General features: G+C 47.0%; 16 protein-coding genes. 8 read left to right on the top strand and 8 right to left on the bottom strand.

What is annotated here, in order from left to right:
- Window positions 1-18: 18 nt before the first annotated feature.
- Window positions 19-1,512, top strand: a complete 1,494-nt coding sequence (locus HRE53_RS05280) for a UDP-N-acetylmuramoyl-L-alanyl-D-glutamate--2,6-diaminopimelate ligase (protein ID WP_235109344.1) — start codon at window positions 19-21, stop codon at window positions 1,510-1,512.
- Between the two features lie 43 nt (window positions 1,513-1,555).
- On the opposite strand, the gene HRE53_RS05275 is transcribed toward HRE53_RS05280, so the two are convergent.
- Entirely contained in the window at window positions 1,556-3,268 is a 1,713-nt protein-coding gene (locus HRE53_RS05275; RefSeq protein ID WP_235109343.1) for an AarF/ABC1/UbiB kinase family protein, read from the bottom strand.
- Between the two features lie 485 nt (window positions 3,269-3,753).
- Between HRE53_RS05275 and HRE53_RS05270 the strand changes: the two genes are divergently transcribed.
- From HRE53_RS05270 to rpe, 3 genes are all read left to right on the top strand, one after another.
- Window positions 3,754-5,883 (top strand): adenylate/guanylate cyclase domain-containing protein, encoded by a 2,130-nt coding sequence (locus HRE53_RS05270; protein WP_235109342.1) that lies wholly within the window; start codon window positions 3,754-3,756, stop codon window positions 5,881-5,883.
- Window positions 5,884-5,930: 47 nt separating this feature from the next.
- Window positions 5,931-7,382 (top strand): mechanosensitive ion channel family protein, encoded by a 1,452-nt coding sequence (locus tag HRE53_RS05265; RefSeq protein WP_212662523.1) that lies wholly within the window; start codon window positions 5,931-5,933, stop codon window positions 7,380-7,382.
- Between the two features lie 132 nt (window positions 7,383-7,514).
- Window positions 7,515-8,222 (top strand): ribulose-phosphate 3-epimerase, encoded by a 708-nt coding sequence (rpe, locus tag HRE53_RS05260; protein ID WP_212662522.1) that lies wholly within the window; start codon window positions 7,515-7,517, stop codon window positions 8,220-8,222.
- 164 nt (window positions 8,223-8,386) lie between these two features.
- Here the strand turns inward: rpe and HRE53_RS05255 are convergent, their stop codons facing one another.
- The 4 genes from HRE53_RS05255 to pilM form a co-directional block, all read right to left on the bottom strand.
- Window positions 8,387-10,438: an AMIN domain-containing protein gene (locus HRE53_RS05255; RefSeq protein ID WP_235109340.1), complete on the bottom strand. Its 2,052-nt coding sequence runs from the start codon at window positions 10,436-10,438 to the stop codon at window positions 8,387-8,389.
- Window positions 10,439-10,523: 85 nt separating this feature from the next.
- Entirely contained in the window at window positions 10,524-11,240 is a 717-nt protein-coding gene (locus HRE53_RS05250; protein WP_212662520.1) for a type 4a pilus biogenesis protein PilO, read from the bottom strand.
- Window positions 11,237-11,983: a PilN domain-containing protein gene (locus HRE53_RS05245; RefSeq protein WP_212662519.1), complete on the bottom strand. Its 747-nt coding sequence runs from the start codon at window positions 11,981-11,983 to the stop codon at window positions 11,237-11,239. The genes HRE53_RS05250 and HRE53_RS05245 overlap by 4 nt, the downstream gene beginning before the upstream one ends.
- A 4-nt stretch (window positions 11,984-11,987) precedes the next feature.
- A complete protein-coding gene (pilM, locus tag HRE53_RS05240) occupies window positions 11,988-13,004 on the bottom strand; it encodes a type IV pilus assembly protein PilM (protein WP_235109338.1) in 1,017 nt (338 codons plus the stop codon).
- 387 nt (window positions 13,005-13,391) lie between these two features.
- Here pilM and fumC point away from each other — a divergent pair, with 387 nt between their 5' ends.
- Together fumC and HRE53_RS05230 are read left to right on the top strand one after the other, a co-directional pair.
- Window positions 13,392-14,771, top strand: a complete 1,380-nt coding sequence (gene fumC / locus HRE53_RS05235) for a class II fumarate hydratase (RefSeq protein ID WP_315876559.1) — start codon at window positions 13,392-13,394, stop codon at window positions 14,769-14,771.
- Between the two features lie 69 nt (window positions 14,772-14,840).
- Window positions 14,841-15,452 (top strand): hypothetical protein, encoded by a 612-nt coding sequence (locus HRE53_RS05230; RefSeq protein WP_235109335.1) that lies wholly within the window; start codon window positions 14,841-14,843, stop codon window positions 15,450-15,452.
- Between the two features lie 64 nt (window positions 15,453-15,516).
- Here the strand turns inward: HRE53_RS05230 and HRE53_RS05225 are convergent, their stop codons facing one another.
- Window positions 15,517-15,903 (bottom strand): nuclear transport factor 2 family protein, encoded by a 387-nt coding sequence (locus HRE53_RS05225; protein ID WP_235109334.1) that lies wholly within the window; start codon window positions 15,901-15,903, stop codon window positions 15,517-15,519.
- A 155-nt stretch (window positions 15,904-16,058) separates the two neighbouring features.
- On the opposite strand from HRE53_RS05225, the gene HRE53_RS05220 reads away from it, so the two are divergent.
- Window positions 16,059-16,877: a hypothetical protein gene (locus HRE53_RS05220; RefSeq protein ID WP_235109333.1), complete on the top strand. Its 819-nt coding sequence runs from the start codon at window positions 16,059-16,061 to the stop codon at window positions 16,875-16,877.
- A 14-nt stretch (window positions 16,878-16,891) separates the two neighbouring features.
- On the opposite strand, the gene HRE53_RS05215 is transcribed toward HRE53_RS05220, so the two are convergent.
- Both HRE53_RS05215 and HRE53_RS05210 read right to left on the bottom strand, forming a co-directional pair.
- Window positions 16,892-17,959 (bottom strand): 3-deoxy-7-phosphoheptulonate synthase, encoded by a 1,068-nt coding sequence (locus HRE53_RS05215; RefSeq protein ID WP_212662514.1) that lies wholly within the window; start codon window positions 17,957-17,959, stop codon window positions 16,892-16,894.
- 73 nt (window positions 17,960-18,032) lie between these two features.
- Window positions 18,033-18,896 (bottom strand): uroporphyrinogen-III synthase, encoded by an 864-nt coding sequence (locus HRE53_RS05210; RefSeq protein WP_235111055.1) that lies wholly within the window; start codon window positions 18,894-18,896, stop codon window positions 18,033-18,035.
- A gap of 160 nt (window positions 18,897-19,056) precedes the next feature.
- On the opposite strand from HRE53_RS05210, the gene HRE53_RS05205 reads away from it, so the two are divergent.
- Window positions 19,057-19,974: an alpha/beta fold hydrolase gene (locus HRE53_RS05205; RefSeq protein ID WP_235109332.1), complete on the top strand. Its 918-nt coding sequence runs from the start codon at window positions 19,057-19,059 to the stop codon at window positions 19,972-19,974.
- The last annotated feature ends 94 nt before the right edge of the window (window positions 19,975-20,068 follow it).

Here is a 20,068-nt window from a genome sequence, read left to right as displayed (position 1 = left end):
AACATCAACGGATTGGGCATGGTCAAACTACGTACGTTACTCGCTGAACTCTCTACAAATCAGTGGGAGACACCTCCCCCTGACCATCCAGCCCTAGAGACAGAGATTACAGGGTTAACCACTAATTCCTGGGCGGTGCAGCCAGGGTACTTATTTATCGGTATGCCTGGCACTCGCGTGGATGGGGGCAGTTTTTGGAAAAGTGCGATTGAGGCGGGTGCGGCGGCTGCGTTGGTTTCTGATCAAGTGGACCTGTCTGACGTGGGCACCCACTGCGTGATTGCCCTTAAGGATATGCCTCGCGCTTGTGCTGAGGTGGCAGCCACATTTTATGACCAACCCAGCCATAAATTAAAGCTTGTGGGTATGACGGGTACGAATGGGAAAACCACCACTACCCATCTGATTGAGTATTTATTGACAACGGCCCAATCCCCCACGGCCTTATTTGGCACTCTGTATGCCCGTTGGCCTGGGCACCAAGTGACGTCTACCCACACGACCCCTTTTGCCGTGGATCTACAGCAGCAGTTGTCTGATGCCGTGGCTGCTCAGTGCCAGTTTGGAATTATGGAAGTTAGCTCCCATGCCCTGGCCCAACAACGGGTGCTGGGCTGTCAGTTTGCCGTGGCTGTGTTTTCGAATTTGACCCAAGATCACCTGGATTACCACCAGGGTATGGAAGATTATTTTGCTGCCAAGGCGTTACTGTTTTCCCCTGACTATTTGCAAGGGCGAGCCGTCATTAATATTGATGATGCCTATGGTCAACGATTGGTAGAGCAGATAGGTACGAATCAATGCTGGACCTACAGTATTGAAGGACCTGCTGATTTGTACACTAGCGGTCTGTGCTATGAAACTACTGGTGTTAAAGGCCAACTCCATACTCCGAAAGGCACGGTTGAGTTCTTCTCTCCTTTGGTGGGGCAGTTTAATGTTTCTAACCTATTGGCTGCTGTGGGTGCTGCTCTGGAATTGGACCTTACCTTAGAGCAGATCACCCCTGCTTTAGCTCAATTTCCTGGGGTTCCCGGTCGAATGCAGCAAATTATCTGTTCTCCTAAACAGGATATTAGCGTCATTGTTGATTATGCCCATACCCCCGATAGCCTAGAGAATTTGCTGAAGGCAGCCCGACCGTTTGTTAAAGGCCAGATGGCCTGTGTGTTCGGCTGTGGGGGTGATCGCGATCGGACTAAGCGACCATTGATGGGAGAGATTGCTGCTCGTCTCTCGGATCAAGCCATTGTCACTTCCGATAATCCCCGCACTGAAGATCCTCAGCAGATTCTACAAGACGTATTAGGGGGTATCCCGACTGAGGTGAAGCCGATTGTAGAGGTGGATCGACGGGTGGCGATTCAGGCTGCGATCGCACAAGCGAAACCCGGCGATACTATCCTGATTGCAGGTAAGGGCCACGAAGACTACCAAATCTTAGGCACCGAAAAGATCCACTTTGACGATCGAGAAGAAGCGCAAGCCGCCTTGTCTGAGCGTTATGGTTAGGGCAATTTCTACTCTCTATTAGGATGTTCTTCTTAGAAGAGGTTTAGGAAATCGGTAGGGGCGGACGAGGTAGCCATTCGGGAAGGTTGGAGTCGGAGAATTCAGCCAATGCACCTAGGGCAACATTAAACAACTTCTCTGGCTTCAAATCGTCCTTAATTAAGTTCCACAGCCGTTCGACTTCTTCTGTATGCAGTCTGTCATCTTCGATCAAGGCCAAGACCACCTGACGACGTAAATAATCTCCCTCATCAGACATTAAAAACTGCATGCCTAAGCGGGCGGTGGGGATGAGATCGAAACTCTGATCCGTTTGTGCGATCGCAATCAGGTTCTCCAAGCGCTGCCATTGGAACTTCCCGTCCTTAAACAGCACTTCTAGTAAGCGACGCTGAAAGTCAGGCGTTTCTCCAGCGAGTAAGCGTTGAGCTACATAGGGATAGCTGACTTCCAGAATTTTGAAGTCGGGATTAAGGCACAGGGCGACCCCTTCTTGGGTAACCAAAGATCGGATGATCAGAGCAAACTTAGCTGGAACTCGGAAAGGATAGTCATACATCAACTCCGAGAACCGATCCGTAATGGTTTTGAAATTGAAATCGCCGACCTTTGCCCCAATGATGTCATCAAAGACATCTTCCAATGCTGGGATAATGGGCTGGATATCGGTCTCAGGGGTAAGAAAGCCTAGCTTTACAAAGTCAGAGGCCAGCAACTCATAGTCTTTGTTGACCAAATGAACGACCGCATCTACCAACGTATTTTTGGTAGGTTGATCGAGCTGATCCATCATGCCAAAATCTACATAGGCCATACTGCCTTGAGACGTGGCAAAGAGATTGCCAGGATGTGGATCGGCATGGAAAAATCCAAACTCCAGCAGTTGACGCAAACTAGAAATCACACCAATCTGCACCAGGCGATCCGGGTCCATATTGGCATCCACTGCGCATTGACTATCGGTCAGCTTAAAACCATTAATCCACTGCAGGGTCAGGACTTTCTTGCTACTGTAAGCCCAGTGAATTCCAGGCACTTCAACCGCAGGATACTCTTTGAAGTTTTCCGCAAACCGCTCGGCATTTTGCCCTTCATTGATATAGTCAATCTCTTCAAACAGTTTGGTGCCGAACTCGTCCACAATTAGCGTTAAGTCATGGCCCAAATTGAGGGGTAGAAATCGCCCAAACGAAGCTGCCATCTGCCGCATCAGGTAGAGATCCAATGTCAGCTTTGGTCTCAAATTAGGACGTTGGACCTTGATTGCCACCTCTTCGCCCGTAAACAATCGGCCTCGATAAACCTGTCCTAAACTGGCGGCCGCGACGGGCTTTGCCGAAATTTCTTGATAAATCTCACGGATGGGCTGACGCAGTTCAGATTCAATTAAGGCAAAGGCTTTGTCATTCGGGAAAGGAGGCAACTGGTCTTGGAGCAACATCAGCTCCGTCAGGAATTCTTTGGGGATGAGATCAGGGCGTGTGGATAGAGCCTGCCCCACTTTAATGAAGGTGGGTCCCAACCGTGTCAGGATTTTGCGAATTTGAATGGCCCGTTGAAGAGAATGGGCCGCACTATTGTTCGTCCATCGGTCCCATAGCAGACCCCAAACAAACCCACCAAATAACCAAATAATGTTGAATAAACGCCAGAGAGCTTGCCAAGGACGCCAGCGGTAGTAAGATGCGATCTTACGGGCGTCATATCGCTGCAGTGCGCCATTAGCAGGCGGGGATGACATGAGTTGTTGCTGCATCACGTCGCGTTATCCTCACAACTCCAAAACTGCGTTCTAAATACCCTTGAGCCATTGCAAACCTAGTTGCTTTTGAAGTTGTTAGCACTTCCCAAATCACAAGTTTGCGGACCAAATCAGACTGTCTGGCAACAGTGCTTAAGGTTATCTTTTCTTAACTTAAATATAGTATAAGAAAGTACAAATTAAGTCCTTGTTAAGTAAAGATACATAAAGTCTAAAGACTTGAATCTGGCTAAATATATGGATAACATTTGGCTGAAATGCCTTGTTGGATAAGGATCAGGCGAGATGAAGCTTTTTGAGGATAGGCACATAATGTTGAAAAACGGATGTTATCAGCCTGACGATAAAGTCGATTTCGATAACTCTAAGATTCCCTTCTTTCAGAATTTAACTCCAATATCTCTACAGTCGTAGCAAAAACAAGATTTTTCAGCCATAAACGGTACGAAGCATGGTAAAAACAAGCCAAGTGCAAGACCTTGACCGATTGTCTGAGGAAGACTCCACGAGTGCTGAAGAAGTTAAGTATTCAATCTAAATTGACCCTGATGTTCTTAGGGGTCAGCGTAAGCTCAATCCTAGTAATTGCTTTTATTGGTTACAACAGCGGTAAAGCTGCGTTAACCCGCCGCATTTTTAACCAGCTCACCAGCTTACGCACTACTAAAAGCTATGAGGTGCGATCATTCTTTGATCAACTGAACCGCCAAATGCGCTTTCTCAGTGGTAATCCCACCACCAAAGAGGCCATGAAAGCGTTTAAGCAAGCCCACCAGGAACTTAATTCCAAAAAAATTCCAAGCCAGTGGCAGCCAGCGATTCAAGCCTATTACCAAAAAGAATTTATCCAGCCCTTAGACGCCAATATAGATGGGGAACCCCAGGTCCAAACCTATTTGCCTTTGGGCAATAGTGATGTCTATTTGCAGTATCACTACACCATTAAAACGCCGAATTTTGACGAAAAAGTCCAAATTGATGATCCAGGCGATGGTAGCAAATATACCCAAGTGCATCGACGATATCATCCAGCATTCCGCTCTTTAGTCTCAGAATTCACCTATGAAGATCTGTTTTTGATCGATCCTAAATCTGGCAAAGTCGTCTACAGCACCTATAAAGGGGTTGATTTTAGTACTGATTTAGAGTCAGGTCCCTATTCTCAAAGTGTCTTAGCCCAAGCATTCCGGGAGGTCGTTCGTAAAGGAGAGCCTAAGTTCGTAACCTTCACAGATTTTGAACCCTATCGCCCCTCTCTTAATAGTCCCGCTGCCATTATTGCCAGCCCTTTATTCGAGGGAGGAGAACTGATTGGCGTGATGGCTCTTCAGGTCAATATCAAGAAGATTGACGAAGTCATGACCAACGGTCAACGGTGGCAAGAAATGGGTCTAGGGACGAGTGGGGAAACTTATTTAGTTGGCTCAGATTTTCTGTTGCGCTCTAATTCTCGTTTCTTATTAGAAAACTCTTCCAACTATTTTCAATCCTTGGCCAAAAGTGGTCTCGAACCTCAACAAATTGAGCGAATGCGGCGGCAGAAGAACTCAATTTTGGAGCAAGAAGTCAAAACAATTGCAGCTCAGCGAGCCCTGCTAGGTAATTCGGGTATCGATATTATTGATGATTATCGGGGAATTCCTGTTCTCAGCTCCTATAGTACCCTCCAAGTCAAAGGTCTGGACTGGGCCATCTTGGCTGAAATGGATGCAGACGAAGCTTTTGCTCCCATTACCGAATTTCAGAAGCAAGTCCTGATTTCAACCGCAATTTTGATCTTGGTGATCACTGTTCTGGCGCTTTTTCTATCCCGTTTGTTTGTAAAGCCTATCCAAACCTTGATTACGGGTTTTCGGCACCTCAGTGAAGGCAATACCGACGTCACTGTCTCTGTAAGTTCTCAAGATGAGTTCCATGATTTGGCGGTTTCTTTCAACCAAATGGTGGAAAGTTTATCTAATAAAACCCAAGCGTTAGAACTACAAAGCCAGGAAAATGAGCAATTGCTCTCTTGTATTTTGCCTGAACCGGTTGCCCAACGCTTAAAAAGTGGTGAGGAGCAAATTGCCGATAGCTATGCCAATGTCACGGTGTTATTTGCAGACTTAATTGGATTCACTGATTTAGCAGAAATACTGCCTGCCAGTGAAATTGTAGCTTTACTCAATGAGCTAGTCCGCGCCTTTGACGAAGCTGCTGAACGCTTCGGTGTAGAAAAGATTAAAACGATTGGTAGCGGCTATATGGCCGTTTGTGGTCTGTCTGTTCCCCGACTGGACCATACCAAACGGATTATGGACTTTGGTATTGAGATTACCCGTATTGTCCAGCGGTTCAATCAAACCCATCAAACTGCATTGCGAGCCCGAGTCGGCATCAATTCTGGAGCTGTGGTGGCGGGTATTGTCGGTCGCAGCAAGTTTATTTATGACTTGTGGGGAGATACGGTCAATATTGCCCATCGTATGCAAACAGCCGGCGAAGGCGATACGGTTCAGGTCAGCCAATCGGTTCATGACCAGCTGGGCGATATCTATGAGTTTGATAATAGTCGTGAAGTCATCATTAGTGGTAATAATAAGCTCCCGGCTTGGTTGCTCAAGATTTAGCTGCGCTCATTTTCCCCATTTCTTCTGACGTCTTCTCAGTGCAAGTAATGACTTCCTCTCTTCTTCAGCAATCCTGGTTTCTCTGGAGCTGCGGCTTGATGGTAGGGTTTCCCTGCCTGATGTTGGTCTTAAATGAATCCATTGTCTATTCCCAGAAACATGGGAAGCCTTTGGTCCATACCCTGAGAATCTTGCGAAATCTGGTCTTGCCGATTTTCGTTGGGTTTATTGTCCTCACCAAAATTATCGGTTTAGATACTGAACAAACGGCCATTCGCTTGCTGCAGACATCCCTCTGGGTGTCTTTGATTCATGCGGCGTTGTCCTATGTAAATGTGCTGCTGTTTGTGGAAGCAGGGGGACATACTTGGCAGGCCCAAGTGCCTAAGCTCCTTAGAGATTTAACCCGGTTTTTCCTCATCTTAATTGGGACGGCATTTGTGCTCTCATTGGTCTGGAAAACCGATTTAGGTGGGTTGCTGACCGCCTTAGGGGTTAGTTCAATTGTGATTGGTCTTGCCCTCCAAGATACTCTGGGTAACTTATTTTCAGGGATTGCACTGCTGTTTGGTCGCCCCTTTGTGATTGGAGATTGGCTCAAATTTGGGGACGTGGTTGGTAAAGTAATTGAAATTAACTGGCGTGCCGTCCACCTCATCACTCGCAACAAAGAAATGCTGATTGTGCCCAACTCTGTGTTGGCCAAGGAAGTGTTTTACAACTATCGCCGCCCCCAACCCTTGCATGGTGAACCGATTGAATTAGGGTTTTCCTACGATGATCCACCCAATAAGGTTAAGCAGGTGATTCGCCAAGCAGCGTTGGAAACACCAGGAGTTTTATCGGACCCAGAACCCATCATCCAAACGAGTGCCTATGGGGATTCATCCATCAATTACTATGTCCGTTTGTATTTGCGGGATTATGATCGGGTTCCCGATATTCGTGATGCATTTATGACTCGGGTTTGGTATGCCGCCCAGCGTCATGGGCTAACGATTCCATTTCCCATTCGCACCTTGATTCATGAACGCCCTCACAAGGATGAGTTAAACGGCAGTACGAATCGGATCATTACGGAGTTGCGATCGCTTCCCTGTTTCATCACGACCCATTCAGATGTCTTAGAGCAACTGGTTGCCAATGCAGACTTTAAATCCTTTGGTAAAGGGGAACGCATTATCTATCAAGGACAAGAAGAGGTAAAGCTGAACTTTCTGTTGGCGGGTCAGGTTCAGATGAATGTCCTGAGTCACACAAATCATGATCAAGAAGTCTTGAGGTTATCCAAAGGAGATTTTTTTGGGGCCACAGCTTTGCTCTCAAGGGAACCTAGTTCTAACTCCGTTGTTGCCCTGAGCGATGTGGATGTCATGATTTTAGAAATCGAAGCTATGCAAGTGCTGATCGAACGCACCCCTCAACTAGCCCGGGAGATGGATGAAATTATCGAGGCCCGCCGCAAAGCGATTCAACTGGCCCAACAAACCTACGCTTAACCGATTTATCAGGGGTTGATTAAGAATCAGGGTTAGGTCAAAGTTGAAGATTTTGTTAAACTGGTTACTGCGAAAGTGCTCAAGTTTTCAACTTTGCCTCTCTAAGCAGTCGTCATAACCGGATCTTTTACCATGACTCTATCTTCTTCACCCAAATCGACCGTCATCTCTCCATCTATTCTGTCTGCGGATTTTAGCCGTTTAGGTGAGGAAGTTCGAGCCGTCGATAAAGCTGGGGCGGACTGGATTCATGTAGATGTTATGGATGGTCGTTTTGTCCCAAATATCACCATTGGCCCTTTAATTGTGGATGCTCTTCGCCCAGTGACAGAGAAGCCTTTAGATGTTCACTTGATGATTGTGGAACCTGAGCGATATGTTGCCGACTTTGCTAAAGCAGGGGCAGACATCATTTCCGTTCACGCCGAAGCTAGCTCTACAACCCATCTCCATCGAGCTTTAGGTCAAATTAAAGAGTTAGGCAAAATGGCGGGAGTCGTTTTGAATCCTGGCACTTCTTTAGATCAAATTGATTATGTTTTAGAACTTTGCGATTTGGTTTTGATCATGAGTGTTAACCCTGGATTTGGCGGGCAAAGCTTTATTCCTGGAGTCCTACCCAAAATCCGCAAGCTTCGCCAAATGTGTGATGAGCGTGGACTAGATCCTTGGATTGAAGTCGATGGTGGCTTAAAAGCCAACAATTCTTGGCAAGTTTTGGAAGCTGGGGCTAATGCCATTGTGGCTGGATCAGCTGTGTTCAAGGCTGATGACTATGCCACAACTATCGAAGCTATCCGTAACAGCAAGCGGTCTGAACCAGAATTAGTGACAGTATAAATCTCTTTACCCCCAAACCAGCTACGGGGCCGCATCTCTGGTTGAGCAACAGTGTACAACCCTCTGTTTAGCTAAGCACACAAACCTAATCTAACAGCGAAGCCCATCATACAAACATGATGGGCTTCGCTGTTAGATTAGGTTTGTGTAGATAGAGTATGAATCTAGGGCTTCAATAACTTTCGCGATTCTTCACCCGGCTTATAATCGTAACCAAAAGTAGATTGATCCGAGTCGTCTACAATTTCAGGTCTTACCAAGACTACTAATTCAGTCCTCTCTCGAGAGTTAGTTTCTCGACGGAATAGGCGGCCCAAAAGAGGGATATCACCCAGAATCGGAACTTTGCTAACTCCTACACGATCTTGGTCTTGTATAATACCTGTTAGCACTAGAGTCTGACCATCTCGTAGGCGTAACTTGCCTGTTTCGATTCGACGTTGTGCCAGCAGATTAGCTTGTCCACCAGATAAAGCATCTGTGAACGTTCCTGAAATTGAACTGACTTCTGGCGACATACTCATGGTCACAAATCCATTGTCATCAATATGGTCTACTGCGACATTGAGGATGACTCCAGCATTCTGAATGTTTGGTTCTAGAGATTGTGTAGAAGAGACGCCTCCAGCATCAGTAGCATCAGTATTTGTTCTCTGTACAAAGCCTGTAAACACTTGTTGAGTCAGGTTGACCTGCGCTGAACTCCCTTCCTGCACTAGCAATGTAGGATTCGTCAGAATTTTGGCATTATTATTTTGTATAGATACAAACAAATTAGCCAAAAATGTTTCAGTTAATGTAAACAGACCACTGCCAACAATATCAACCGCACCTGATCCAAAAATTGTCGACAGACCACTGTTGCCACTACCATTTGGGTCTTGTCTAAAGCCGATTCCTAAAGAATCATTGGCACGAAATTGTAAGTCAGCATTTGAGGTTTTACCCTTCAGCAAATTGACATCTATAAATTTGACGTTAATTGCTACTTGACGTTGTCGAACATCCAATCTCGTCAAGATCGATGTTGCTGTCTCTACTTTGCGAGGTGTGCCGATGAGGGTGATCGTGTTTGTCCGACCATCAGCGACAACTTCTAGTCCTTCTAAAAGAGCAGAACTTCCTTCTTCACTACCGCCATTCGCCCCATAATTCTCTAAAGTTTCTTTAGCGCCTTGCGATTCTATCTCTTGTGTAAGAGAAGTTTCACGAGTGATTCCAGTTTCAGTGGTACTAGAACTACCGCCACTATCCGATTGAGGAGTAATATTCCCTCCCGTATCAGCCTTACTTGAAAGTGTATTTGATCTCTTACTCGTTGATGTTGCTTTGATTTGATTCAGACGAATTGTTCTCACAACCCGGTTTTGGGCATCGCCTGGTAGAGTTTTACCTACAAAGACGGTTTGACCGACTCGATTGGCCTGCATTCCAGACAAGCGTAAGACGTAGTTAAAGACATCATCAACAGACTCATTCTCGATGTCTAGGGTGATGGTAGACGAGGCGGAAGATCCTTCTTCACCTTCACCACCTTGCTCTGCAAATGCAACGTTGACATTAGCAGCACGGCCTAAGAGTGTCAAAACTTCTCGTACAGGAGCTTCACGCAGTAGCAACTTAGGGATAATTTGGTCACTTCCCAGATCAATACGGTCAGGCTCAACATTCAAGGGAGCGATGGCCATATCTCCAACAGGGGGAGCTTTAGCCCGACTTCTAAAGGAGGGCACAGCGCTAGCCCGAGAGCGAAGATTGGAGGGTTGAGAAGATGTGGCTACCGGATCACTACTACCGGGCGCACCATCAAATTTGATGGCCAATACACCATCACGATTGTCGTTGCGAATCGTTTCGGCAATGGGGGCAGAATGAACTCCTTCAACTGTAATTCGAACTGTATCAGGATCTAATTGTCGAACTTCTACAAATTTAATGCCAGGAGCTGGATCTTTCTGTTGAAATGAGCCTGCTTCCGGCAGTCGTAAGAGAGAATTACTGACATCGGAAACGGAAGTATTACCTCGATTGACTGTAAAAATGGGGGGGCGGTTATCACCTTGAGTTCCAAGTACGAGTTCAAATCCCTTTGCAGTGGGATTGAGTTGAACATTGGTCACTTCAGTTTCAGCAGCCCATACTGGCTGAATCATTGCGCCTAATGCGGCCGCAGCGCAGCCAATAATAATTCCGGGTTTTCCTTGATACGAGTTCACCCTACACTCCTCTATTTAATAATTAATGATGATTGTTCGTTGAAGATTGAGCTGCATGTTGCAGCATAGGCAATAGCGATTGAATTTAATTCGTCGTAGCCTCTGGTTTAGCTTTTGCGGCAGCAGCCTGAGCAGCAGCAGCTTCTTCTGCACTCAAGGGCACATAAGCATGCAAATTAAAAGTAGACTTCACCAGATTTCGGGGGCCAAAGTCGGTTGGTTTTTGTAGCTCCATCGATAAGTCACGGACTACCAAAACAGTTTGCAGACGATCAATGGCTTGCATAATTTGCAAAGTCTGGTTGAACGTTCCTTGAAAAGACACAGCGGTTACTTGCCGTTTGATCTTGCTATTTAAGGATGCCCCTAAGGAGCTATCGGTCACAGTGCCAGACGAACTGTAATCAGGCTTAAATGTCTGTAGTTCAGCATTACTAGAAACAATGACGCGATTTAAATCTAAGAGCAATGTATCCAATGCTTGCTGATCTGAGAAAAGAGTGCGAACCTCGCTATTTTCTCGCTTTGCGCGATTAAGCCGCGCAACAATCTCATCTACTCGTTGAGTCGTTGCTTCTTTTTGTTCTAAATCTGTTTTTTTCTGCTCAACAGATTCTTGGAGCCCTTGGTATTCAGTAATCTTTGGTGAGACAAGCTGAGTTCCGACATATGCCGCTAGGCCTACACCGACAACAGCTGCCAAGATTCCTGATACCGTGGGGGTGAAAGTGATCCCAAATAAAGTGGGATAAGAAGGTCCCAAGAGTTCATCTTCTCTTGCAAATCCGCCAGTGGCCGTCATGGATTCATTACTCCTTTTTGCTTCAGTGCCCCAATCCGGGCAGCTAATCCAGATGCACCTTTTGCGTTCAGAATTTGTAGTAATTCGGACGCTGGAACATCATTGATCGTGGTTTTTAATTGATGTTGAACTAAAGAGACCTTAGTCTTATCATTTGTTTTGCGCTCGGATGACTCTAGCTGTGTCTGTGCAACGGTGAGGAAGGGTGACTTTCTCAAAGTCAATACAAAGTCATTGACATCGTTGAAGGAAATGGCGTTGCCGGTAATCGTCAACTGTGTCGGTGCCGATAAAGCGGCAACGGGGGTTGTATTAGGTTGTCCCGTCTGTGCAGGGGGCGTTACAGCCTTTTGCTGAATTTTTATCACCTGCAAGGTGGGTGGAACACGATCGCGGATGTCTTGCAAGGTTGCTGACCAAGGCTTGATTTGGTTAAAGATCGTTGCTAAAGCTTTTGTTTCAGCTTTAACTTGCTGCTCTTGAGCTTTTAGATCATCAACTTCCGCCAACTTTGGCGCTAGCTGAGCGAGTTCACTATCTAAATTCTCTTCTTCAGCTACTAATTGCTGATTCAAGAATGACGTGACGCCAAAGCCAACTAAGACTAAGCCTAATGCTGCTGCACCCACACCTAAACCAATAAAGAGTGGTGTTTTATCATCACTGTCATAGTTGGCAGAAGAGACAACTTGTTGACCATATTCTGGACGGTCATTTAATAGGTTGATATCAATTGAATACATGCACTTATACCTCCCGCATCCCAAGACCCATAACAACACTTAACGCAGGACGTTGAGCCATCGGAATACTATCTGAATTTTGAATGCCGAGCGTACTGATTGGATCGACTAATGTCGTAGTCAGTCCTAAACGCTGGGTTAAAAATTCATCAATTTGTCCTAAACTGGCCCCTGGCCCTGATACAAAGACTTGCGTAATATCTAAATTTTCACCCTGGTTTAAGTAGAAGTCGATGGAACGGCGAAGTTCGTCTGATAAATCGCTTAACATTCTCAGGATGGCAGCAGAGCTGGGGTTATTGGCAGTGTTGTCTGTGACGTCCAAAGGAACGGTCATCCCTTGCAATAAATCTGCCCCCATTGCTCCAGGCAAATTCATCGCCCGACTCAAAGCATTTTGAAGATGATGAGTGCCAATCGGTACCTTCCGATTAAATTGAGGAATACCATCCATGACGATACTAATTTCAGTACCATCAAAATCAATATTCACCAGTGCCACTGCTTCCCCTTCCATAAATTGGAGGAGTTGATTTCGCAGGGTTCTGATTAAGGAAAAGCTACTGACTTCTAGAACCTTCAGATCTAGACCTGCCTGTTGGAAAACATTGAGGTAGTTTTCAGTAATGTCCTTTGGCGTAGCAACGAGGAGAACTTCTACTCGCTCAATACCATCCTCATCGATGTCTGTTCCTAATCGTTGAAAGTCTACATCTGCTTCTTCTCTAGGGAAGGGCAGATATATAGCTGCTTCTTGATTAAGAACCATATCCCGCAGTTCCATTTCGTCCAGTTCGGCAGGTAAACGAATTAACCGAATGACAGCTTCACCAATAGGAACGGCACATATAGCAGTTTTGGCTTTGATTTTATGTTCTGTAATTCCTTGACGAAGGGCATCGGCAATGGCGTCTGGATCAGTAATCCGGCCATCTTGAAAAGCGCCTTCTGGAATAGGAATTGCCGCAAAAGTATTGAGGTTTGTCCCCTGCTTTTGTTGCTTAAGTTGAACGATATTCACGCTGTCCGGGGTTAACTCTACGCCTACCCCCCTGATTCGAATTCGAAAACAGACTTTTTAATGAAGTCACCACAGGTATGTCCGCTACAGGCTGAATAACAATATGGAAATAATTAAACCTAATGTTTAAGGCTTGGTTCTGTTGGGAGGATACCCACTTTTTTTGGGCACAATCAACATCTTTCGGCCCGAACCATTACGGTTCTAATAACACCATTAGATTATGAAGGATGATGCAAAAAACGGAACGCTTAAGTTGCCTGAACTCACCCTCTCAGTCAGGATACCCACGTTAACGTATGGTTGTACCATACTCTAGAATTTGCTGACATTTCTCGAAAAAAGGCCGAACTGCGCATGTCTCAACCTTCTCAGCGTAACGATGACGTGCGGATCGAAACCGATAGTATGGGCACAGTGGAAGTGTCTAGTCATCACTATTGGGGAGCACAAACTCAGCGGTCTCTGAAGTATTTTGCGATCGGTGATGACAAGATGCCACGGTCAATGATTCGTGCTTTAGGCCTTGTTAAAAAAGCGGCAGCAATGGTGAATTTAACGTTGGATCGGTTGTCGCCAGATGTTGCAGACTGGATTGTTTTGGCGGCAACGGAAGTGGTCAATGGTCGGTGGGACGATCAATTTCCTTTACGGGTGTGGCAGACAGGTAGTGGCACTCAATCCAATATGAATGCGAATGAGGTGATTGCCAATCGTGCAATTGAATTGGCGGGTGGCCAGTTGGGCAGTAAAGACCCTTGCCATCCCAATGATCATGTCAACCTATCTCAGTCATCGAATGACGTGTTTCCTACAGCGATGCACATTGCAGCTATGGAACAACTGGTCCATCAATTGATTCCCCAAGTGACTGCCCTTCGTGATGCTCTCGCGACCAAGGCTGAGGAATTTGATGGAATTGTCAAAATTGGCCGCACCCATTTGATGGATGCAGTGCCGTTAACGTTAGGACAAGAGTTCTCGGGATATGTTGCCCAACTGGATCAAAACCTAGAGAGACTCCAGAATACATTGCCCCACCTATATGAATTGGTTTTGGGGGGAACGGCTGTGGGGACTGGGCTGAATACTCACCCTGAGTTTGCAGAGCGAGTGGCCCACCAAATTGCAGCATTAACGGGCTTGCCCTTTGTCACTGCCCCCAATAAATTTGCAGGATTGGCTGCCCATGATGCCTTTGTGATGGCTAGTGGTGTGTTGAAAACCTTGGCGTGTAGCTTAGTCAAGATTGCCAACGACCTGCGCTGGATGGCGTCTGGACCTCGCTGTGGATTAGGGGAATTAAGCTTGCCGGCTAATGAACCCGGGTCATCCATTATGCCTGGAAAGGTCAACCCGACTCAGTGCGAAGCGTTAACGATGGTCTGTGCTCAAGTGATTGGTAATGACACGGCGATTAGTTTTGCGGGGAGTCAGGGTAACCTAGAGCTGAATGTCTTCAAGCCAGTGATTATTCACAATCTTTTGCACTCTATTCGCATTCTTTCGGATGCTTGTGGTGCGTTCAAAACCTATCTGGTCGTTGGTATTCAACCCAACTTGTCGCAAATAGAAACCTATCTGAATCAGTCACTGATGTTAGTGACTGCGCTAACGCCTCAAATTGGTTATGACCGGGCCGCACAAGTTGCGAAACAAGCGTATCAAACGGGCCAAACCTTACGAGAAACTTGCGTCGCCCTTGGTTTTATGACTGCCGAAGAGTTCGACCAATCTGTGCAACCTGTGCAAATGACCCACCCCTAGGACAACATTATTTACTTTTTCTGCTAGACATTCAGAACTGTCCTGATTCCTTAGTTTTTGGTTGATACTATGACTCAATTTCGGATGTTACCGACTGCGATCGCAGGTCTGATCGCCCTAACCCCAACCCTTCTTCCTCTCGCCAGTCTAGCTGAGGAAGCTCCCACAGCAGATACCCAGGTTAAATCGCAACCCAACCGTCTCACCCACTTTGCCAATGGCCTGATCTTTGAAACCCCAAAAGGCTTTTCCGAGGTCAAATCCTTAGGCAACGATACCGTCGGTGTAGTGGCGCAAAAAGGAAACCGCAAACTCAAAATCCGCATGGCCTCCTTAGCTGCCGACTGGCTAGAACTGCTGAATATGGAAGATGAAGAGTTACTGGGGTATCTCAAAACAACCTATTTAGGGATTAATGCTCCGGCACGAGAATATCATCAGCGTCGCTTTCTGGGACAAATGTTGGCAGGAGAGCTGCAGTATAAACGCACCAATCGGGGCTACAACATCGTAGAAATTTATTTGGTGCCTTTAAGTGATGGCAGTAAGGTGATGTTGGCCTTAGAAGCCGATACGTATTTGCCAATACCCCAAGTCGAAAATGCCTTTCGTACGGTCTCTCGGACGATGCGAGAAGATCCTGAATTCCTCAAAAAGCTGAAGAAGAAAAAGAAACGTTAATTCTCAACTCGAGGTGAGGACTTGAGACGCTGTAGTGGTTTGAGTCACTGCATTGCTCCAGGGCCTAACTGACAATGGGGCTGCCATGATGATGAACTAAATACCAGTCCTGGCCCATGCGCTCAAAAATATTGGTGGCCATGGATTCAGCTTTTTGTTGGCGACGTTGGGCGACCTGCAACACTTTTTCAATGAGCACAACATAGGCTAACTCCCCGCTGCGGTTGACCGTAATGATTTTGGTGTCAATTTCAAGATAGACGGTATTCTGGAAGATCTTTTCCCAGGACGACTCAATGGCGTCCCAGCCCTTCAATTCCCCTCGGCCGGGATGAACACAGATACTAGCAATGCCGTGGGACCATACCTTTTGCATGGCTGCTAGATCTTTTTTCTCAAAAGCTCGATAAAAAGCGGCGTTGGTGTCAAGAATAACCTGCTCATCCTGCATGGGGAAAGATGTCCTATGCTGTGAAACAAAATGGGCTTACTTTTCTTCTTTCTTTGTAGACCCTCCTTCTCTGATTCACCGCCCAGGTTAACAACTTGTTATCTGTGAAGCCCCCAGAGAGTAGACTGATTGCTGAATTCTTGATGCTTTTAAACATGATCAAACCCAAACTAATTTCTGTTGTTGTGGGTGCGATCGCATTCACCCTCACTCAGCCTGCAGCTCAAGCCCAAAAGCCCTTGGAGTTTCCAGCACAACTGAATTTCACTCCGAAACAACTTGCCAGTACTGCACCGATAGCGCCTGTTGCGCAACCCTCATTCATTGCCCAAGCACCCCTAGCCAATCCTCTATCTTCGTTGAATCTGAGTGCTGCTCAAGAGACCCAGATCAAAAGAATTGATGCTTTGATCCAAGCCCAGGTCAAAAGTGTCTTGACTCCAGCCCAATGGTCAGAACTGCAATCGCTACAAGCTTCAGGGGCATCCAAAGGGGCCGCCTTGTCTAAGCTCAACCTGTCACCGGACCAAATTAACCAGCTGAAAGAAATTGAATCCATTGCTCAGCAGCGACTGCTCTCTATTCTGAATGCAGACCAGAAACAACAGCTTCAAAAGGGACCATCGACTGCGCCCGCTCCCACGCCTGCTGCTCCTGTCCCCTCTACACCGCCTGCTCCATCCTCGTCACCCCCTTCAGCCCTAGCGGCCTTGAATCTGACGACTGAGCAACAGGCGCAAGTGCAGCAAGTTCAGGCGTTAGCCCAGGCCCAAATCCAAAATATTCTGAGCCCAGATCAACAAAAGCAATTACAAACCCTGCAATCGGCAAAGCTCTCCCAAGCAGCTGCGCTGCAACAGCTTAATCTCACAGGCAATCAAAAATCCCAGTTGCAAGAAGTTGAATCCTTGGCTCAACAACGTATCCTGTCAATTTTGACTGATGAGCAAAAGAAGAAACTGCTCACACCTTAAAAAAATGTGGGAAGTTAGCTCACGGAGACCTTGTCAGCACCGCGAACTGATTTTGCCAAGGTGGTCAACATTTCGGTTGTTGTTTCGAAATTGACACAGGCATCCGTGATGCTTTGTCCATAGGTTAGCTGGCTCAAATCTTCTGAAATGGATTGGTTCCCAGCCACTAAATGGCTTTCGATCATCACCCCTAACAACCGCTGTGAGCCATGATCGAGTTGCCGTGCTACTTCTTTTAATACCTCGACTTGCCGATTGTGGTCTTTATTGGCATTGGCATGGCTACAGTCCACCATGACTCTGGGGTTTAGATTGTGCTTGGAAAGTTCTTTCGTGGCCTGTTCTACATTCTCTTCGGCATAGTTGGGGCCTTGCTTTCCACCTCGGAGGACCAAATGAGTATCAGGATTGCCCGTGGTTTTGACGATACTGGCGAGGCCGTGGTGGTTGATGCCTAAAAAACGATGGGGTTGGTTGGCGGCTAGCATCGCGTTAGTCGCCGCTTGCAAACTACCATCGGTGTTGTTTTTGAAACCAATCGGCATGGATAAACCCGAGGCCATCTCCCGATGGGTTTGGCTTTCCGTGGTCCGAGCGCCAATGGCAGTCCAGGTAATCACATCAGCAATATATTGAGGGGTAATGGGATCGAGCAATTCTGTCGCAGCGGGCAAGCCTAAATTGGCTAAATCCAACAGCAGCTGACGAGCCAAGCGCAAGCCTGTATTAATTTCATAGCTACCATCTAGATGAGGGTCGTTGATCAGCCCTTTCCAACCGATGGTAGTCCGAGGTTTTTCAAAATACACCCGCATGACAATTTCTAGCTGATCGGAAAGCTGTTCCCGTAACACGGCGAGCTTTTTGCCATATTCCAATGCTGCATCGACGTCATGAACCGAACAAGGACCGACAATGACTAAGAGGCGCTGATCCTCGTTGCGCAGAATATTGCGGATGCGATCGCGCGTTTCTGCGACGAGGGCAGCCGCTGTATCCGTCAAAGGAACTTCATGATGGAGCAAAGCAGGACTAATCAAGGGACGGGTTTCAACGACATGAAGGTCGGCGGTCTGATACATGGTGTCTCAAAAACTCCAGGTACTGGCCTTGCTCACAGAAGGTTGGCCAGGGGCGAATTTACGTATTTACAGTTTACGGCAAAATTACGGGGTCCTGCCTAGGGATATCTGCGGAAGCTGGGTGGAAAAATTGAGCGATGGCTTCGACAAAGCCTGTAAATGAACTAAAGTCCTTGGACACGATATCAACGGATAGCCCTAAGTCTTTTGCATTCCCTGCGGTATAGGGACCAAAACAGGCGATCAGGCAATTTTTTGCAATCGTGTCGGCATCAACCATCTGTAATAGTGCAGAGATTTCAGCGGTACTGCTGAATGCGATCGCATCTACCCTACCCTGGTAAATCTGCTCCAGCTCGACAGCATAGTCTGTGGCATCGAGCCGACGCGTTACATAGGCAGGGGCTGATATCACGGTCAATCCCAATTGTTGGAGATCGATAATAAACTTGGGCACAATATCCGGCTCTGGCATCCTCTCCACCTGGGGAATAGGAACAAGAATGCGTTGAGTTTCTATCCCAGGAATTTGAGCCAGCTCTTTCACAATGCCCGACGGACTCGATTCATCGGGAACTAGGTCAACACGAACGCCTAGCTCTTGCAGTCTTTCTGCATCTTGGCCGATGGCACAAATATGGCATTGATTGAGCAGGAATAAGGGGATGTCTAGCTGCTGCAACCGCAGAATGACGGCTTGAATACCTGTTCGACTGGTAAAGGCAATCCAAGAAAAATCCTTGAGATGTTGCAACGCCTGATCCAAGCTGGGTGAAGGGTCTAAGGCACAGGTCTCTATCGTGGGCATAACGATAGGCAACCCCCCTTGCAGAATTATTGCGGTTGCCAGACGTGCTGCATAGGGCCGAGGAGCCGTCATGACGATCCGCTTATTGCCCAGGGGAAGTTGTGCTGTTGATAGCAGTAGATCCGTCATTCTATCCACCGTCAAAGGTTATGCCTTATTTTGCCAGGCGTTAAGGGCCAGCCAGTCCCAAAAGTGGATATTAGCCCAGGTGAAGATGGGATAAATCGGATTAAGGTGAGGTTGGAACAGGTCTAGATCCACCATAGTTTGTCATTCCTAAGAGGAGTCTATGACGTCTTCGATTCCAGAACGCTTGCTATTTGTCCAGCATGGTTGGGCTGATACGAATGGGGCCATGGCTCGTTTGGCGAGAAGAGTTGCCCCCGCTAATACCAAGATCATTTCTCCTAATTTAGGGTGGTGGCGGACCTGGCTGCGGATTGAACCCTTGGTTCAACATGTGGAAGCCATTGCCACTCAGATGATATCGGACCATCCTCAACTCCCGGTTCGCGTTGTGGGACATTCCATGGGTGGGTTGATTTGGTTAGAGGTGTTGCATCGTCATCCAGAATGGTGGCCCCAGGTAGAGTCTCTTGTTTTAGTCGGGTCCCCCGTGGGCGGATCGGATGTCTGTCGGATCATGGATCCCTTGGAAGTGGGGCTAGGGATTGCCCGGGATTTGGGTAAGAATCGGCGAAGTATGGCGAGTGCGATCGCAGCTACAATACCAACCCTCTCCATTGCCAGCAATACCGATGGCGGCAGTGATGGCTTAATCATGCTGGGAGCTACCCAATTTGATCATGCTCACCATGTCGTATTGCCCGATATTGTCCATAGTGCTCAACGTAATGATGCAGCGATTGATAGCGCCATCCGGGAGTTTTGGCAAATTCCTCGTCAACCCCTCCCTGTCAAGCCATCCCCTGAGCTAGAGATTATTCAACGGCTGCAGGCCGTCCCCGGAATGACGGATGCCCACCAGCGAGATTTTGATAAAGCGAAAGTATCCCTGATCTTTGACTCCGGCTTAACCCTGCGGTTATGGAAGAATCCTGCTCGGGTGGATCATGTGTTTCTGGCCTCCCCCCAGGACCAATGCCTATTCAGTGGATTTGTGGGCTGGATTCATGGCGGGGCATTGCGTCGCACCCTCCAGGAAATCCAATTCGAGTTCGCAGGCAAAGCGACAGGCATGGCCTGAAACAGGAAAACTCTATGCCATTCATCACAACTTCTAATCAAAACCAAGGGAGATATTAAGCTAGAATTGCAATATATCTTAACAATTTGCAATA

Origin of the sequence: Acaryochloris sp. 'Moss Beach' (genome assembly GCF_021497025.1) — a bacterium.
Classification (GTDB): domain Bacteria; phylum Cyanobacteriota; class Cyanobacteriia; order Thermosynechococcales; family Thermosynechococcaceae; genus Acaryochloris; species Acaryochloris marina_A.
This window is presented reverse-complemented; position numbering and strand designations above follow the sequence as displayed.

What these genes read in the sequence shown, in the direction of transcription:
- HRE53_RS05280 (WP_235109344.1), top strand. Translation starts at nt 19, where the DNA reads ATGGTCAAACTACGTACGTTACTCGCTGAACTCTCTACAAATCAGTGG.
- HRE53_RS05275 (WP_235109343.1), bottom strand. Translation starts at nt 3,268, where the DNA reads ATGCAGCAACAACTCATGTCATCCCCGCCTGCTAATGGCGCACTGCAG.
- HRE53_RS05265 (WP_212662523.1), top strand. Translation starts at nt 5,931, where the DNA reads ATGACTTCCTCTCTTCTTCAGCAATCCTGGTTTCTCTGGAGCTGCGGC.
- rpe (WP_212662522.1), top strand. Translation starts at nt 7,515, where the DNA reads ATGACTCTATCTTCTTCACCCAAATCGACCGTCATCTCTCCATCTATT.
- HRE53_RS05250 (WP_212662520.1), bottom strand. Translation starts at nt 11,240, where the DNA reads ATGACGGCCACTGGCGGATTTGCAAGAGAAGATGAACTCTTGGGACCT.
- HRE53_RS05245 (WP_212662519.1), bottom strand. Translation starts at nt 11,983, where the DNA reads ATGTATTCAATTGATATCAACCTATTAAATGACCGTCCAGAATATGGT.
- HRE53_RS05230 (WP_235109335.1), top strand. Translation starts at nt 14,841, where the DNA reads ATGACTCAATTTCGGATGTTACCGACTGCGATCGCAGGTCTGATCGCC.
- HRE53_RS05225 (WP_235109334.1), bottom strand. Translation starts at nt 15,903, where the DNA reads ATGCAGGATGAGCAGGTTATTCTTGACACCAACGCCGCTTTTTATCGA.
- HRE53_RS05220 (WP_235109333.1), top strand. Translation starts at nt 16,059, where the DNA reads ATGATCAAACCCAAACTAATTTCTGTTGTTGTGGGTGCGATCGCATTC.
- HRE53_RS05215 (WP_212662514.1), bottom strand. Translation starts at nt 17,959, where the DNA reads ATGTATCAGACCGCCGACCTTCATGTCGTTGAAACCCGTCCCTTGATT.
- HRE53_RS05210 (WP_235111055.1), bottom strand. Translation starts at nt 18,896, where the DNA reads ATGACGGATCTACTGCTATCAACAGCACAACTTCCCCTGGGCAATAAG.
- HRE53_RS05205 (WP_235109332.1), top strand. Translation starts at nt 19,057, where the DNA reads ATGACGTCTTCGATTCCAGAACGCTTGCTATTTGTCCAGCATGGTTGG.